This is a genomic window from Streptomyces sp. SAS_272 (assembly GCF_052543235.1).
Map to the genome: position 1 here is coordinate 85,742 of NZ_JBMNDR010000006.1, position 15,110 is coordinate 100,851.

The window sequence follows — 15,110 nt, forward strand, 5'->3', positions numbered from 1 at the left end:
TCCACGAGGCGCGGGCCGGCTCAAGGCGCGGGCCGGCTCACAGGACGGCTGTCACCGTGCCCGCCGCGACCGTCCGGCCGCCCTCCCGGACGGCGAACCCGAGTCCCGGCTCCAACGGGACCTCCCGGCCCAGTTCGACGGTCATGGCGACCCGCTCACCGGGCCGCGCCACGGCGGTCTCCCCCAGGTCCACGTCCCCGACGACGTCCGCCGTGCGGATGTAGAACTGCGGCCGGTAGCCGGTCGAGACGGGCGTGGCACGGCCGCCCTCCCGCGTCGACAGCACGTACACCTCGGCGGAGAACCTGCGTCGGGGCGTCACACTGCCGGGGGCGGCCACCACGTGACCGCGGCGCACCGCGTCGCGCGGCACTCCGCGCAGCAGCAACGCGACGCTGTCGCCGGCCTGTGCCTCGTCCATGGGCTTGCCGAACGTCTCCAGACCCGTCACCACGCTGTCGACGCCCGCGCCGAGCACCTCGACCCGGTCGCCCACCCGCACCGTGCCCCGCTCCACGGCCCCGGTGACGACGGTCCCGCGGCCGGTGATGGTGAGCACGTTCTCCACGGGCAGCAGGAACGGCGCGTCGAGATACCGCTCGGGCAGCGGCACATAGGTGTCCACCGCGTCGAGCAGCGCGTCGACCGACGCCGTCCATCGCGGGTCGCCCGCCAGCGCCTTCAGCCCCGACACCCGGACGACGGGCGCGGCGTCGCCGCCGTAGCCGTGCTCGGTGAGCAGGTCGCGGACCTCCAGTTCGACGAGGTCGATGAGCTCCTCGTCCCCCGCGTCGGCCTTGTTGAGCGCGACCACGATGTGGTCCACCCCCACCTGCCGGGCCAGCAGGACGTGTTCGGCGGTCTGCGGCATGATCCCGTCGAGCGCGGAGACGACCAGGATCGCCCCGTCGAGCTGCGCGGCGCCGGTGACCATGTTCTTGACGTAGTCGGCGTGGCCCGGCATGTCGACGTGCGCGTAGTGCCGGGTGTCGGTCTCGTACTCGACGTGCGCGATGTTGATGGTGATGCCGCGCGCGGCCTCCTCCGGGGCGCGGTCGATGCGGTCGAACGGCACGAAGGCGCCGGTCCCGCGGTCGGCGAGGACCTTCGTGATGGCCGCGGTCAGGGTGGTCTTGCCGTGGTCGACGTGACCCATGGTGCCGATGTTGAGGTGCGGCTTGGTGCGCACGTAGGCGGTCTTGGGCATGGCTGTACCTCGAAGCGTGTCCGTAGGAGTTCCAGAGGAACGCGGGCCCCGTGTCACTGCCCGACCCTCCCCCTGCGGGGTCCGCCGGACGATCCGGAGAGGGTCAGCTTCGGGCGCCGTCGACAGCGGCCGGGAGAGGCGGGACGGCAGCCTTCGGGGCATCCGCGACTGCGGATGCGGCGAGGAGGAAGGCGTACCGGAACATGTCGTCGATCATCGCGCCCCGTTCGTCCGGTGTCGAAGGGTTTTCTGCGACCCGGCCGGCAGCCGACCGCCGCCGTCTCGAGGTCGGGCGTCCTGTGTCCGGGGTCCGCTCGTCCGGGGCCTGTGCGTCCGGGGCCTGTGCGTCCAGGGTCCGCGTGGCCGGGTGCCGGCCGGCGGTTGTCGTGCCGTCCGTCACCCGGCCCTCACCCGGCCCGGACGCCGCCGATGTTCTTCAGGGCCTCGCGCACGCTCAGCGGCGCGAACCTGCCCCGCTCGCGGGCGAGGAAGGCGCGCACGGCCTCCGGGTCGGTCTTGGCGTACTCGCGCAGGCTCCAGCCGATGGCCTTGCGCACGAAGAAGTCGGGGTGCCCGGACTGGCGCAGACAGTACGCGAACAGACGATCCGCGTCCGTGCGGTCCTTGTAGGTCAGTTGGTGGAGCAGGGCGGTGCGGGCGACCCACAGATCCTCGTCGACGATCCAGGCGTCCATGTCGGCGGTGAGCCGGGGATCGGCCGCGACGAGGGCTCCGACCACATGGGCGGCGAGCAGGTCCACCGTGTCCCACCAGGACGTCGTGGCGACGAGCAGGCGGGCCGTCGGCAGGAAGGCGGAGGACAGGCGTCCCGCGTGCCGGCGCAGGTAGTCGACGGCGAAGTAGTGGTACTCGCGCTGCGGCAGCGCCCAGCAGCGCAGCGCGATCGCCGTGCAGTCGTCCTCGCCGGGGCGCGGGACGCCCGCCAGCACCGTGCGGGAAAGGGCCCGGCGGTCAGGTGTGGGCAGGCCCAGGAACGGGGCGACGTCCTTCATGTACGCGCGCATCGCCGCCGCCCGGCCGGGGTCGGCCGCGGCGCCGTACACGGTCGTCAGCCGCTCCAGCACGGTGTCGGCGAGAACACTGTCCGGCACGCCGGGAGCGCCCGCACTTGTGACGGTCATGAGACGCACCATACGGCGATCACACATCTCCTTCGGTTACTGTCGCTGGATGCTCGATGCCACCACCCGCTCTGGCGGCACCGCCACGGCCCCTCCCCGGGCCATTGCCACGGAGCTCGTCGTCCCCGCCGTCCTCCCACTCGTCACAGGCGTCGTCACGCCCGCCGTGCCACCCGTCGTCGCCCGCGCCACGGCTCCGGTCCCCGCGAGCGGCGGGCTCGCCGCGCGATGCACCGCGGTGCTGCTCTCGCCCTGGTCCCGCCTGGCTCTGCTGGTCGCGCTGCTCGTCGCGGCCGCCACGAGCGTGCTGCTCTTCGAGCCGCAGAAACTGCTCGCGGACGGCTGGCCACCGCAGTTGGGCGGTCCTTCGGCGGCCGTGGTCTTCGCGCTGGCGTACGGGCTGTGCACGGTGGCGTTCGTACCGAGACCGCTGCTGAACCTGGCCGCGGGCGCGTTGTTCGGCTCGCAGTGGGGCATCGCGGCGGCGCTGGCGGGCACCGTGCTGGGGGCCGGCACGGCCTTCGGGCTGGGCCGTCTCCTCGGTCAGGAAGCCCTGCGGCCGCTGCTGCGCGGACGGCTGCTCACGGCGGCGGACGGGCAGCTCAGCCGGCACGGCCTGCGCTCGATGCTGGCGGCCCGGCTGTTTCCCGGCGTTCCGTTCGCGGCCGCTAACTACTGCGCCGCCGTCTCACGGATGAGCTGGCCGTCCTTCCTGATCGCGACCGCGCTCGGCTCGGTCCCGAACACGGCCGCGTACGTCGTCGCCGGGGCCCGCGCCTCCTCCCCCACCTCGCCGGCCTTCCTGATCGCCCTCGGCTGCATCGCCCTGCCGGCGCTCGGCGGCGCGGCGGTCGCCTGGCGCAAACGCCACCACCTGCGCCGCGCGTGACGCGGTGACCGGCCAGGACGGCTGCTACGCCCGGTACACGTCCAGCCGACCGCACATCCCGAACCTCCCGCGCTCCGACGGCTCTTCCGCGCGTACGACCGCCTCGGCGAGGTGGGAGACGTCCCCGTCCGCGAGCCGGTCCAGCTGCTCCGCCGTGGTCTGCGCCGCCGCCCGCGCACCGCGGAGCCAGCGCTCACGCCATGCGGAGAGCCGGGGCCGTACGAGCGCGGCGGCGGCCCGGTGGAAGGCGGCCAGGGCGGCCGCCGGGTCCGGCGCCTCGCGCAACGCCCGGTAGCCCTCCATCGCGAGGTCCCGCCGCGCCCGCGCGATCCGGGCCTGCTCCGCCTCCGGGGCGTCGGCCGGGATCGCCGTCGCGGCGGCGTACGTCTGCGGGTCGGCGAGGTACCGCGGGGGCAGGGTGAGCACCGCGTCGCCCGCTTCGGGCAGCCCGCTGTTCTGCATCAGCACCGCGATGCGCAGGTCGTCCTCGTTGACCAGCCGGTGGATCGTGCCGGGCGTGAACCAGACGACCGTGCCGGGCGTGAGCGGCGTGACCCGGTGGCCGGCCGCAGTCAGGGTCTGCACCGCGCCTCGGCCGCCCGTGACGACGTACCCCTCCGTACAGGCCAGGTGCATGTGCGGGGTTCCGCCGCGCAACCCGTCGGACGCGGGCCAGTCGTACACGCACAGCTGCGACACGGCGACGCCGCCGGGCAGCCCCGCGTACCCGCTCACCAGGGATGCTCCTCGAGGTACTTGGCGATCTCCGGCCGCTCCCAGGCGCCGTCGGCCACGACGACGCGGTAGCGGCGCGTGAGCGTCTCGCCGGGGGCCAGCTCCAGTTCCTCGAAGAAGGCCCAGGACGGGGCGATGCCGGCGAAGGGCTCGTTGCGGACGAACCAGTGGGCGGGGTGCGCGCCCCGGGCGCCGTCGTGGTCGTTCTCGGGCGCGTGCGCGAAGACGACGGTGGCATGGCCGTCGACGCCGTCGTGTTCGCCGGACAGGGCGAGCCAGGGGCTCTGCGACGCCATCAGCCCCGGTCCCTCCCCGTCCGGGCCGATGATCCGGCCGTCCCGGAAGGCCCGCGGGCCGCGCCAGAACAGACCCGTGTAGCCGGCCATCTCCCGCCCGGCGGTGGTCGGGCTGCCGAAACGCAGCGGCTCCTCCCGGCGGTTGACGACGGCGCTGGTCCAGGTCAGCGCCCAGGAAGCGGAGGCGTGGTCGACGTCGTGCACCTCGATCCGGCGCGACTCCCGCGCCCACAGCTCCCCGCTGTGCGGCCGCCAGTCGAGACGCTCGGCGATGACGACCCGGCCGTCCTTCGCGGCGACCTCGTCGAAACCCGTGTGCGTCATGGAGCCGACCCGCTCGGGCAGCTCGCGATAACCGTCGCCGTGGACGTAGGAGTTGCCGCCCCACAGGTTGGCCCCCGAGAGGTGGGAGGCGGTCAGCGACAGACCCTTGTGCCAGCGGTGGTCGTTCGGGCGGTAGTCGGTGACGACGTCGCCGGCCAGGGTCCGCATCGGGTGGATGTACGGCTTCGGCGCCTCCCACGCGGCCTCCGGCCGGTAGACGTAGGCGAGCAGCTCCACGCCGGTGGCCGGGTCGGTGACCGTGACGCGATCGCCGTGGGCGTGGACGAGCCGCAGCTCCCCGGTCACGCGGGCACCTCCGCCTGCCCGGGATCCGCGACGACGCCCGTGCGCGTGCCGCTGCCTGCGTCTGCCCCTGCCTCTGTTCCTGCGCCTGCGCCTGCGAAGCCCGTGCTCGTGCCCGTGCCCGTGCCGGGAGCCCAGCCCGGGGCGCCGCCGTGCAGCGCCGTGTAGTAGGGATCGCCGGGCCTTATCTCGCCCCGCCGCACCGTCGTGTCGGTGAACGCCGACTTGTACAGCGCGGTGACCAGTTCCAGGCTGGTGCGTCCGTCGGCGCCGCTGCTGCGCGGCCTGCGGCCGGCCCGCATGCTCGCGACCAGCTCCCGCAGCTGCGCGAGGTGCGAACTGGGGACGTCCGTGCCGAAGTCCTGCCAGCCCGCCGCCTCGTCGCCCGGCACACCGGGGGCGGGGGTGACACGCCAGTCGGCGTTGGAATGGCCGTAAAGATGGGTGAGCTCGACGGTGGCGCGCTCGCAGTCGATGCGGATGCGGCTGACCTCGTCGGGACTCAGGACGCTGTTGACGATCGTGGCCAGGGCGCCGCTCTCGAAGCGGACCAGCGCGGTGGAGACGTCCTCGGTCTCCACGTCGTGCACGAGCCGGCCGGCCATCGCGCGCACCTCGCTCCAGGGGCCGAGGAGGTCGAGCATGAGGTCCATCTGGTGAATGCCGTGGCCCATGGCCGGGCCGCCGCCCTCCGTCTCCCAGCGGCCGCGCCACGGCACGGCGTAGTACGCGGTGTCGCGGTACCAGGTGGTCTGGCAGTGCGCGACGAGCGGCCGCCCGAGGGCCTGCTCGGCGAGCAGCCTCCGCACGTGCCGCGTCCCCGAGCCGAAGCGGTGCTGGAAGACGATCGCCGAGTACGGGCCGCCCTGCGTGCCCTCCTCCGCCTCCACGGCCGCGTAGTCGGCCAGGGTCGGCACGGGCGGCTTCTCGCACCACACCCAGGCGCCCGCCCGCAGCGCGGCCACGCTCTGCTCGCGGTGCAGGGTCGGCGGGGTGCAGATGGTCACGAGGTCGGGCCGCTGCTCCGCCAGCATCCGCTCCAGATCGGTGTAGGCGTGCGGGACGCCGCCGTCCGCGCAGAACTCCCGGACGGCGGTGGCATCGATGTCAACGGCCGCCACGACCTCGGTCTCGCCCTCGGCGGCGAGCTGCTGGAGAGCGGGCAGATGGGACCCACGGCCGATGGCGCCGGCGCCGATGACGGCGGCCCGGATGCGGCGGCCTTCGAGCGGTATCCGGGGCGGAGTGGAGGGGGACATGGACGTGATCAGCACTCCTGTGACGTGCGGCCGTTCAGCCGGGCGGTCCAGCGACGAGCGGGAAGCGTGCAGTACATGCCTACAGCAAGCGCTTTCCCGTCGGCAGCAACGTATGCGGCGGCCCTGCGGCCGGTCAACCATGCGTGCCCGCGCCGCCGCCCTGCGGCAGGCCACACGAGGGCGCACCGGGAGGACGAACCGGAGGGGGGCCGGAGGACGGGCCGGGGCGGGCCAGGGGGCGGGCCGGAGGCCGGCCGCGGCGTCCGCGAAACCCCTGTGAACGAGGCGGCACACGAGACCGCTACGCTTCCTTTGCACAGTCTTGAATCAACGGTCGCGGCGGCCCGCCGTCGACGTCGCCCCGCTCCGATCGGCACTTGGACTCCGTAACCTCATGTCTTGGTTTGAATCCCTCATCCTCGGACTCGTCCAGGGGCTGACCGAGTTCCTCCCCGTCTCCTCCAGTGCGCACCTGCGGCTGACCGCTGCGTTCTCCGGGTGGGAGGACCCCGGCGCCGCGTTCACGGCGATCACTCAGATCGGCACGGAGGCCGCGGTCCTCATCTACTTCCGCAAGGACATCGGCCGGATCATCGCGGCGTGGAGCCGGTCGCTGTTCGACAAGACGATGCGCAAGGACCACGACGCCCAGATGGGCTGGCTGGTGATCGTCGGCTCGATCCCGATCGGCCTGCTGGGCGTGACCCTGAAGGACCAGATCGAGGGACCGTTCCGCGACCTGCGGATCACTGCCACCATGCTCGTCGTGGTCGGCATCGTGATCGGCGTCGCCGACCGTCTCGCGGCCCGCGACGAGACGGGCGGGAAGCACCGCGCGCCCAAGCAGCGCAAGACGCTGGAGAACCTGGGCGTCAAGGACGGCCTGATCTTCGGCCTCTGCCAGGCCTGCGCGCTGATCCCCGGCGTCTCGCGTTCCGGCGCCACCATCAGCGGCGGCCTGTTCATGGGCTACAAGCGCGAGGCCGCGGCGCGCTACTCGTTCCTGCTGGCCATCCCGGCCGTGCTGGCCTCCGGGGTCTTCGAGACGAAGGACGCGCTGGAGGGCGGCCATGTGGCCTGGGGGCCGACGCTGTTCGCGACAGTGATCGCCTTCGCGTCGGGTTACGCGGTCATCGCCTGGTTCATGAAGTTCATCAGCACCAAGTCGTTCATGCCGTTCGTCTACTACCGCGTCGTCCTCGGCATCGTCATCATCGCCCTGGTCGCGACGGGCGCGCTGAGCCCGCACGCGGCGGAGTCGGCGGGCTGACGCACCCGCCAGGCGGGTCGAATCGGGCCTCCGCCGGGCCGGGTCGGTGGGGTCGGATCGAGCTGGTCCGGGCCGGGCCGGGCCGGATCAGGTGGGGCCGGGTGGGTCGAGGCGTGGGACATGGAACGGCGGGGTCGGGTGAACTCGCCGCAGCAAGGGCCCGGTTGATCGATCAGCCGTGATGAAGCCCATATCGGCGGGCGTAGCCGTCCGGTAGCGCAGTGTCAGTGCTTGCGCCTAGGCTTGGCGCATGTCCCCCACTTCTGTCTCCCCTGGTTCCGTGCGGTCCGCTGCCGAGGTGAACGAGCGGATCCGGGCGCTCTGGATGCGCGCCGGCGGGTCGCTGTCGACCCAGGAGCGGGCGGAGTACGAGCTGTTGGTGGTGGAGTGGGCCTCGGCGATCCGCGGTGAAGTGGTCAAGGCGGCCTGAGTCCCTTCCCCTCTCGAGATTCCCACGCCGAATCCGTGAGACTGATCAGCGGCGCCGGGTACGGCGAAGTGATCCTCTCCGCATCTGCGGAGGAGCTGCAACGACTGGCGGGTGCGGTGGCGCAGGGCGAGGGAATCCTCCGCTCCGCGTCATCGCTGACAAGGACGCTCCCCGGGCAGCAGCGCAACCGGTCGAGCCCCCGACCAACGACCCTCTGAGCCTTCTCTGATCCGCCCTCGCCGGATCAGAGAAGGCTCTCGTCGCGAACCGTCCATCCTGCGCCCAGCTCGCCCCGCAGAGCCGCCAGGGCCGCCTGCGCCTGCTGCTTGAAGAGCTGACGTTCCTCGTCCGACCACGGCGACGGATCCGGCGGATAGGCCCAGTCGATCGACGACTGGTACCACTCGGACAGCCTGGCCAGCTCCGTCCTGAGCGCGGGACTTATCGGCAGCCGCTGCAGGTCGACGGGGTAGCCGTACTCGCTGTGCATGTCCACCGGCCACAGCGGGGTGTCCACGCCGGCCTCGAAGAAGAATCGCAGGGAGGAGGTCACACGCCATCCTCCCTCATCCGGTAGGCGTCCTCGTCGGGGCGGGGCTCCCGGGGATCTCGTCGACGTCGCCGGTGAACGTCCATACGGCATGGCTGCCGGGGCCGACGGTCAGGGTGGAGTGGCCGATCCGCTCGATGTGCCGGTCGGGCACGGGCCGGTTGAGCGCCATGTCGACCTGCCGCAAGCCCGCTTGGTCACGCGGGACGGCGTCGAGCCGAATGGTGGTGCCACCCCGTTCCGCGACCACGCCGCCGCCCGTAACCGTCCGGACGGCGAACCCGCCGGCCCGGAGCAGCGGCACGGTGTCGGCGAGATCGGCCTCGGTGACCGCAATCCGTACGGAGGTCACGTCACGCATCAGGTGCGTGCGGTAGCCGTCGGAGAGGTAGCGCTCCCTGCCGACGTCACCGGGAAAGCTCGCCGGCTCTGTGTGGCCGCGGGGATCGGCGAAGTACTCCGGCCGGTACTCCATCGCCCAGGCCCCGAAGGCGTCGTACTCGGTGGTGGTGAGGACGGCGTCGAACCACGGCACGGGCACACCGTCACCGAAGTCCCGCGTCTGGAGGAAGGCGATGGGATCGGCGACCCCCTCGCTCCGCAGACGCTCGGTGACCGTCTTAAGGTCTCCCGCTCGTTCGGTCGACAGCCCGAGCCCGGCGGAGCCGAGGGTGCCGTCCTGTCCGGCGACGTCACCGACTCCGAACAGTTCCAGGTAGGTCTCACGGCCCATCAGATAACGGCCGGTCCAGGTCTGTCCGCCGGTCCCGGTCGTGGTGCGGACCTGGAAGTCGGCGAAGTCCGCGAGGTAGCCGGAGTGTTCGATGGCGTCGGCGGTCTCCCGGTCGAGGACGCCGTAGGAGTGGTTGTAGAACAACAGCTGCCGGTCGTACGTGGACCGGCTCCCCTCGGCCTGTGCCGTCCCCACGCCACCCCCGATCGCTCCGGCGAGGGTCACAGCGAGTACGACGATCATCCGTAAGGTCCGAGGCATCAGCATGCGAGCGATCGTAGGCCGGAGAGGACTGTGCCGTGGTTCCTTTCCCCGGCGCTGTCACGGTGCCGCGTCATGAGCACGGACGTCCACGGCGGCATCGAGTTTCGCCGTCCCGGCGTCCACACCGGCAACGACGACGGTGAGCCGTGGGTGAGGGCCATGGGTCTCTGACCGCTGTACGACGAGACTGATTAGGCTGTACGACAAGACTGATCACGCGGCCCTCGGCTGTCTCTTCGGCGTGCGCAATCACGCGGGTTGTCCACCCGCTCGCACCAGACCGCGGCCTTCCGGTCCACCTCTCGATTACTGCGCGCCGCACGGCAGGGGCTGCTCTCCGGTCTCTCCGGTCTCTCCGGTCACGTTGACCTGCGGGGACGGACCGAGCAGGCGACCTCTGACGAGTGGATGTGCGAGACACCGATTGCTGGATAGAGTCGTCTCGTGACAACCGGTTGCGGGGACAACCAATGCACCTTGCGGCTGCCCCCATCCTGGGGAGGGCCTACAGCACATGAGTCGTCGCTCTACTGGTTCTGTCGGTGTCTGGGCTGAGATGCAACGGCAGCAACAGCGCCAGCAGGAAGCCGAAGCCAGACGGCGGAGACAGCAAGAACAGCAAGCGCGGGCCTACCAGCGGCGAGCAGCCCAGAGCCACCGCGAGTACCGACAGGCAGAGGCTCTACGCCGCACGGAGGAACTGGACGCACAGGTTGCGTCGTTACAACGTCTGCTCGCCTCGGGTTGCCAGGCTCAGGCCTTCAGGGCTTCCTCTCTCCTGCGACGTGAAGAGGTGCAGCCCTTCGCTCCAGGGCCCCTGGCGCAGCCGGTGCCCATGCCGGATTTCCATCACTACCAGACGCAGAGCGGCTGGACGGCGAGTCGCAGGGCCCAGGCGCAGGCCGAGGCACGAGCGCGCTTCGAGCGTGACTGGCAGACGGCCCAGGCCGCGGAAGTCCAGCGACAGCGACAACTGGCCTCGTATCAGCGGGAGTACCAGCAGTGGGTCGATACCCAGCTGGCGGATGTGCGGCGGCACAACGCCGGGGTCGGCGCCATGACCGAAGGCGTGAGGCGCCAGGATCCCGACTCCGTGATCGAGTACTTCTCTGCCGCCCTGTACGCCTCGACGGTATGGCCGGAGGACTTCCCACGTCAGGTGGCTGCCGCGTACGACCCCGCAGCCCGGCAACTGGTGCTGGACTGGGAGTTGCCCGCTTACGGCATCGTGCCGGAGGTCAAGGCCGTCCGGTACATGTCCGGGGTCGACCAGGACAAGGAGACCCCCCGCCCGGTGGGCCAGCGCCGTGCTCTGTACAGGGAGGTTCTGGCTCAGTGCATGCTGCTGGTTCTGCATGAGCTGTTCGGCGCGGATGAGCTGGGCGCCCTCGAGTCGGTGGTCCTGAACGGGTTCGTCGACGGGCATGACCCGACGACGGGCCGAGCGGGTCATATCTTCCTGGCGACCGTCATGGCCCCGCGCTCCTCGTTCCGTGATCTGCACCTGGCGCAGGTCGACGCCGGCAGTTGCCTGGCCGACGCACTGCGCGGGCAGCTCTCCATGCGACCGGACCAACTCACACCGGTGCGGCCGAGCAGACGGCCGCAGGAGGTCGGGAACCGCGTCGTCGCCCACGGCGGCGATGAGGAACCGGACCTGTTCGCCATGGACCCGGTCGCCTTCGAGGATCTCGTCGCCGATCTCTTCCGCGCCATGGGGATGCAGGCGGTGACCACCCAGCGCTCAGGCGATGGCGGTGTGGACGTCGACGCCCTGGATCCGACACCGATCCGCGGCGGCAAGATCGTCGTGCAGGTGAAGCGCTACCGCAACACGGTGCCGCCCACCGCCGTGCGCGACTTGTACGGAACCGTGCAGGACGCCGGCGCCAACAAGGGTGTCCTCGTGACGACATCAGGGTTCGGCCCCGGCTCGCACACCTTCGCCAACGGCAAGCCACTGGAACTCGTCTCGGGCCCTGAACTGGTCGATCTGCTCCATCGTCATGGGCTGCGTGGGCGGCTGGGCGACGGAGACCGCCAAGCCGCCGCACAAAGAGCGCCCTCGAGGCGGGACTCCCGGCTGCCCGACGACTACAACGTCCTCGGCATGTCGTGGACCGGAAACGTCGCCCTGGACGTGTGCGCTCTCGTCTGCCGCGGCAGCCGGGTTCTCAGTGACGATCACTTCGTCTTCTTCAACAACCCGCAGACGCCGGACGGCTCAGTGCGTGCGCTTCCCGCCACCGCACCCGACAGGGCCGCGATCTGTGTGTCCTTCGACCAGTTGCCCGATGACGCCGACCGGTTCGTCCTCGTGGCGGCCGTCGACCCAGAGGTCGACCCGAACGCCGACCTCTCCGGTTTCACGGACGCCCGGATCCGACTGCTCGACCCGGGGCTCGCCGAGCTGGGACAACTCGAGGTCTCCGACGGCCGGCCGCGCGAAACCGCCCTGGTACTCGGTTCCTTCCGCCGGAGGCCGAGCGGGGACTGGGACTTCGTCCTGGGCGGCAAGGGCTACACGGGCGGCCTGGAGGAACTCGTGCAGGACTTCGGCATCGAGGTGGAGTAGAGACCGTCCAGCGCCAGTCCCGGGGCCGCCCCGCCGTGAAGGCCGTGACGCGGCTCGACGATCCCTGTCGAGCCGCGTCCGGAGCCTCTTCACGTTTGATGCGGGCCGGACAGCAGAAGATCCCGATGCCGCAGAGCCAGCTGGAGCAGACCGGCGGCGGGAGACGACATACGGCTCGAAGGGAGATCGTTCACGCTGGCATCGTCGAGCGGCAGGCCGGTGATGGCCCCGTTCGAACGTGGTCCGCTGACGACAAGACCTTCGTCGTTCCTCTCGACCGCCTCGGCGAAGATCGTGTCGAAGGCGTCCGCTTCGAACACCGCCACCGTCAGGACACAGACAGCGAGGTTCAAAGGCTCCAACGCCATTCCCAGGCACCAGACACGCAACGAGCCGTCGGTCAGAGCAGCGTTGAGTGAGCTGTACGGCGGTTGCCCGTAGTCGACTTCAGTGCCCGAGTCTCCTTTGGCCTCTGGCGCTCCGAGCAACTCCTCGTTGTATTCGCGCATGATGGTCCGCCACAGATCCAGGTCCTTACGGTGCGCGAGAGGCGAGAACGACGCAGGCTGAATCATGCCGGCGGGTAAGGGCCCGTAGGTGCCCTCTCCCGTGGCGACTTGCCCGGCCTCTCGGTAGAGGAGAAAGAACGTGCCCTGCCCATCAGGTGTACGACGCACAGTCAGTGTGGCGACGGCGGGCAGAACGATCCGTTTCGCGAGCGACAGCGGATCGAGAGCCAGGAGCCTGCGCATGGGCACCGCACGCCAGGGCGGGCTCGCTTCGGGCGCCTGTCGCGTGGCCACAGCCAGTTCGTGAGCCACAGCCTCGTTCTGGTCGATGAGATCGAAGTACTGGCCGCTGCCGAACACCAGAAGAGGCTCTCCCGGACGAGACCAGTCGGTCCGCACAAGACGAAAGGAGGGACGATCCTCGAAGAGGGTGGGACGTGCCAGGGCCCCCATCGCCGAGGAATACCGTTCGTAACGGTGCGCCTTCGACTCCCTCGGGAGGCAACGGCGTGCCGCCCGCAGCAACGGCAGGTTGGCCGGTGGCGCTGTGTCTTGCCATTCCAGCCGCACCGCCGACAGGGGAACGGGAGCCGGTGGGCGCATGCTCTCCTCCCACAGCAAGGAGGAGCCGCCGATCCGCTCCAGTGAAGGGCGGGCGAGAACATGCATGTCAGCGGCTATGTCACACAGTCGGCCGAACCGTTGACGGAGGTCCGTCCGTTCCTTGACGAAGGATGCTCGAGACTCTCGGACGACAGCCTGATCAAGTGCACGCCACGCGTAGTACAACCCTGCGACAGCTACCAGTGCGCCCAACAGACCAAGCAACAATTGCGCGTCCACATACACCCCCGGCCATCGGCACGTCCGGATGGAGCTCTACCCTCCTGGCCGGTCCGACACGCGAACGCGCTTTGCTTTCACACACGTACGACGCGGTCGGATGCGCACCACCTGGTCGGCCGCCCCCTGGGACCGTCACCACGATTCAGTGAGCTCCCGGTCACAGGCGCAGGCGGGCCAGCACATCGTCCCCGGCTGCGTAGGGGCGCTCCTCGGGCAGCAGCCGGACCGCGGAGTCCAGGTCGCCGCTGCTCACGAGTCCGTGGATTTCGTGGGCGAGGGAAGTCACGTCACTGATCGCGACGATCCACTCATCCGCATAGCGTCGTGCGGCCTCACCGGAGAGCCCCAACTGCAGTGACCGGTGTGGCAAGGGCTGCATGCGCAGGTCCCGCTCCGGATCCCACTGCACCCGCGCCTGCGACCGCTGCAGCTGCCGCTTCCACTCCGCCTGGTCGGCGTGCAGCCCGGGCACGTAGTGCGAGAGGCACGCATGACGCAGGGCCCACTCGAAGCCGTCCCGCTGGATCTCCACGGCCAGGACGGTCTCCTGCCCCTCCTTCAGACCCCACCCACAGCGGTACATCATCCACAGGAAGCTGGGCTTGATCCATGTCATGCGCTCCCGGCTCCAGGCCGCCGGGAAACGGCCGTCGCAAGCTGCCGGGACGCCGATGGCTGGCCGGTAGGCCTGGTAGACGGTGACGGTCGCCTCGGTGTGGAGGGCACGGATGCGGAACTTCGGTTCCTGCTGCGCGGGTCGGTCATCGCCGTGGTTCCGGTCGTGCGTCTTCCTCGTTTTGATCTCTTCGTTCACGGGAGCAGACTGACCGCCCGCTCGTCCGTCGGGCCACCGAATTACGCCCCCGCCCGCACCGATCCCGGCACACACCTTGGCTGAGCAGCCCGCATGCCGAACACTCGGGCTCATGACGCAGCGTGTGGAACTCGCCGCCGTGATGGACCGGCTGGCCGTCGACGGCTTGGTCACCGACTACGCGGTGGCGGTCGACGACGGGGACTGGACGGCCTACCGCGACCTGTTCACCCCGGACGGTCGGGCGGACTACCGCTCGGCCGGGGGCATCGAGGGGGATGCCGGGAGCGTCGCCTCCTGGCTCGCGGACAATCTGCGGGTCTTCGCGATGCGGCAGCATCTCATCGTCAACCGCCGGGTGCGCTTCGGGATCCTGGAGCAGGACACGGGCGACACCGCGCGCGTGCAGGCCGACTACGTCAACCCGATGCGGTTCGCGGCCGGAGAGAACGGGTCGCCGCCCGGCGCGCCGGACTTCGTGTGCGGGGGCCGGTACGCGTTCGGTCTGCTGCGCACGCACGACGGCTGGCGGGTGCGGGAAGTGGCCGTACAGGAGAAGTGGCGCCGCATGTCCGATTGAGTCGCGACGAGCCGCGACGAGTTGAGCCGAGCCGAGGTGAGCCGCGACGAGTTGAGCTGAGCGTACGGCCGATGCCGGCGCACTGCGAGCCGAGGCGCACCATCGAGCCGGGACGTCGTCGCGAGCCGAGGTGCACCATCGAGCCGGGACGTCGTCGCGAGCCGAGGCGCACCATCGAGCCGGGACGTCGTCGCGAGCCGAGGCGTCACGTCGCGCCGCGCTGAGGCCCCGCGTCGGCGCGGGGCGTGCAGCCGATGCCGGCCGTGCGTCGACGTCGGACGTCCGGTCGATGCGGGGCGTCGGGTTCGGCCAAGTCCGGAACACGCCCTGTCCGAGATCGTTCGTGGAGCGCACACTGAAGCTCAGCGCGGGTAGGGAGGTGCG

The 15,110-nt window shown here is 70.7% G+C and carries 14 protein-coding genes; 5 read left to right on the plus strand and 9 right to left on the minus strand.

Annotated features, from left to right (window positions below; translation table 11 throughout):
• Positions 1-37: 37 nt before the first annotated feature.
• The gene (gene tuf, locus ACN6LD_RS06765; protein ID WP_057580652.1) at positions 38-1,207 is read right to left on the minus strand and encodes an elongation factor Tu; all 1,170 of its coding nucleotides are present in this window, start codon (positions 1,205-1,207) and stop codon (positions 38-40) included.
• Between the two features lie 407 nt (positions 1,208-1,614).
• Entirely contained in the window at positions 1,615-2,349 is a 735-nt protein-coding gene (locus tag ACN6LD_RS06770) for a DNA alkylation repair protein (RefSeq protein ID WP_319197512.1), read from the minus strand.
• A 49-nt stretch (positions 2,350-2,398) separates the two neighbouring features.
• Here ACN6LD_RS06770 and ACN6LD_RS06775 point away from each other — a divergent pair, with 49 nt between their 5' ends.
• Entirely contained in the window at positions 2,399-3,238 is an 840-nt protein-coding gene (locus ACN6LD_RS06775; protein ID WP_445042684.1) for a TVP38/TMEM64 family protein, read from the plus strand.
• Positions 3,239-3,262: 24 nt separating this feature from the next.
• On the opposite strand, the gene ACN6LD_RS06780 is transcribed toward ACN6LD_RS06775, so the two are convergent.
• From ACN6LD_RS06780 to ACN6LD_RS06790, 3 genes are read right to left on the minus strand one after another with little or no spacing between them, the layout of a single operon-like run.
• Entirely contained in the window at positions 3,263-3,976 is a 714-nt protein-coding gene (locus ACN6LD_RS06780; protein WP_445042707.1) for a cupin domain-containing protein, read from the minus strand.
• Entirely contained in the window at positions 3,970-4,899 is a 930-nt protein-coding gene (locus ACN6LD_RS06785; protein ID WP_445042685.1) for a PmoA family protein, read from the minus strand. The genes ACN6LD_RS06780 and ACN6LD_RS06785 overlap by 7 nt, the downstream gene beginning before the upstream one ends.
• On the minus strand, positions 4,896-6,155 hold the full coding sequence (locus ACN6LD_RS06790) for a Gfo/Idh/MocA family protein (RefSeq protein ID WP_445042686.1): 1,260 nt from the start codon (positions 6,153-6,155) through the stop codon (positions 4,896-4,898). Before ACN6LD_RS06790 ends, ACN6LD_RS06785 begins: the two co-directional genes overlap by 4 nt.
• 394 nt (positions 6,156-6,549) lie before the next feature.
• Between ACN6LD_RS06790 and ACN6LD_RS06795 the strand changes: the two genes are divergently transcribed.
• Both ACN6LD_RS06795 and ACN6LD_RS06800 read left to right on the plus strand, forming a co-directional pair.
• The gene (locus tag ACN6LD_RS06795; RefSeq protein ID WP_319198552.1) at positions 6,550-7,425 is read left to right on the plus strand and encodes an undecaprenyl-diphosphate phosphatase; all 876 of its coding nucleotides are present in this window, start codon (positions 6,550-6,552) and stop codon (positions 7,423-7,425) included.
• 250 nt (positions 7,426-7,675) lie between these two features.
• Positions 7,676-7,855, plus strand: a complete 180-nt coding sequence (locus ACN6LD_RS06800) for a hypothetical protein (RefSeq protein ID WP_306954120.1) — start codon at positions 7,676-7,678, stop codon at positions 7,853-7,855.
• A 244-nt stretch (positions 7,856-8,099) separates the two neighbouring features.
• Here ACN6LD_RS06800 and ACN6LD_RS06805 read toward each other — a convergent pair whose 3' ends face one another.
• Both ACN6LD_RS06805 and ACN6LD_RS06810 read right to left on the minus strand, forming a co-directional pair.
• On the minus strand, positions 8,100-8,408 hold the full coding sequence (locus ACN6LD_RS06805) for a hypothetical protein (protein WP_319193600.1): 309 nt from the start codon (positions 8,406-8,408) through the stop codon (positions 8,100-8,102).
• 13 nt (positions 8,409-8,421) lie between these two features.
• Complete coding sequence (locus ACN6LD_RS06810) at positions 8,422-9,381, minus strand: DUF5829 family protein (protein WP_445042708.1); 960 nt, start codon at positions 9,379-9,381, stop codon at positions 8,422-8,424.
• A 535-nt stretch (positions 9,382-9,916) separates the two neighbouring features.
• Between ACN6LD_RS06810 and ACN6LD_RS06815 the strand changes: the two genes are divergently transcribed.
• The gene (locus tag ACN6LD_RS06815; protein WP_445042687.1) at positions 9,917-11,977 is read left to right on the plus strand and encodes a restriction endonuclease; all 2,061 of its coding nucleotides are present in this window, start codon (positions 9,917-9,919) and stop codon (positions 11,975-11,977) included.
• Positions 11,978-12,066: 89 nt separating this feature from the next.
• Here the strand turns inward: ACN6LD_RS06815 and ACN6LD_RS06820 are convergent, their stop codons facing one another.
• Together ACN6LD_RS06820 and ACN6LD_RS06825 are read right to left on the minus strand one after the other, a co-directional pair.
• Complete coding sequence (locus ACN6LD_RS06820; RefSeq protein WP_445042688.1) at positions 12,067-13,155, minus strand: transcriptional regulator; 1,089 nt, start codon at positions 13,153-13,155, stop codon at positions 12,067-12,069.
• 334 nt (positions 13,156-13,489) lie between these two features.
• Entirely contained in the window at positions 13,490-14,134 is a 645-nt protein-coding gene (locus ACN6LD_RS06825; RefSeq protein ID WP_445042709.1) for a DUF4291 domain-containing protein, read from the minus strand.
• Positions 14,135-14,258: 124 nt separating this feature from the next.
• Between ACN6LD_RS06825 and ACN6LD_RS06830 the strand changes: the two genes are divergently transcribed.
• Positions 14,259-14,726, plus strand: a complete 468-nt coding sequence (locus ACN6LD_RS06830; RefSeq protein ID WP_319193596.1) for a nuclear transport factor 2 family protein — start codon at positions 14,259-14,261, stop codon at positions 14,724-14,726.
• The last annotated feature ends 384 nt before the right edge of the window (positions 14,727-15,110 follow it).

Excerpts from the sequence above, each read along its gene's own strand:
- tuf (WP_057580652.1), bottom strand. The coding sequence starts at position 1,207 with ATGCCCAAGACCGCCTACGTGCGCACCAAGCCGCACCTCAACATCGGC.
- ACN6LD_RS06770 (WP_319197512.1), bottom strand. The coding sequence starts at position 2,349 with ATGACCGTCACAAGTGCGGGCGCTCCCGGCGTGCCGGACAGTGTTCTC.
- ACN6LD_RS06775 (WP_445042684.1), top strand. The coding sequence starts at position 2,399 with ATGCTCGATGCCACCACCCGCTCTGGCGGCACCGCCACGGCCCCTCCC.
- ACN6LD_RS06790 (WP_445042686.1), bottom strand. The coding sequence starts at position 6,155 with ATGTCCCCCTCCACTCCGCCCCGGATACCGCTCGAAGGCCGCCGCATC.
- ACN6LD_RS06795 (WP_319198552.1), top strand. The coding sequence starts at position 6,550 with ATGTCTTGGTTTGAATCCCTCATCCTCGGACTCGTCCAGGGGCTGACC.
- ACN6LD_RS06800 (WP_306954120.1), top strand. The coding sequence starts at position 7,676 with ATGTCCCCCACTTCTGTCTCCCCTGGTTCCGTGCGGTCCGCTGCCGAG.
- ACN6LD_RS06810 (WP_445042708.1), bottom strand. The coding sequence starts at position 9,381 with ATGATCGTCGTACTCGCTGTGACCCTCGCCGGAGCGATCGGGGGTGGC.
- ACN6LD_RS06815 (WP_445042687.1), top strand. The coding sequence starts at position 9,917 with ATGAGTCGTCGCTCTACTGGTTCTGTCGGTGTCTGGGCTGAGATGCAA.
- ACN6LD_RS06820 (WP_445042688.1), bottom strand. The coding sequence starts at position 13,155 with ATGCATGTTCTCGCCCGCCCTTCACTGGAGCGGATCGGCGGCTCCTCC.
- ACN6LD_RS06830 (WP_319193596.1), top strand. The coding sequence starts at position 14,259 with ATGACGCAGCGTGTGGAACTCGCCGCCGTGATGGACCGGCTGGCCGTC.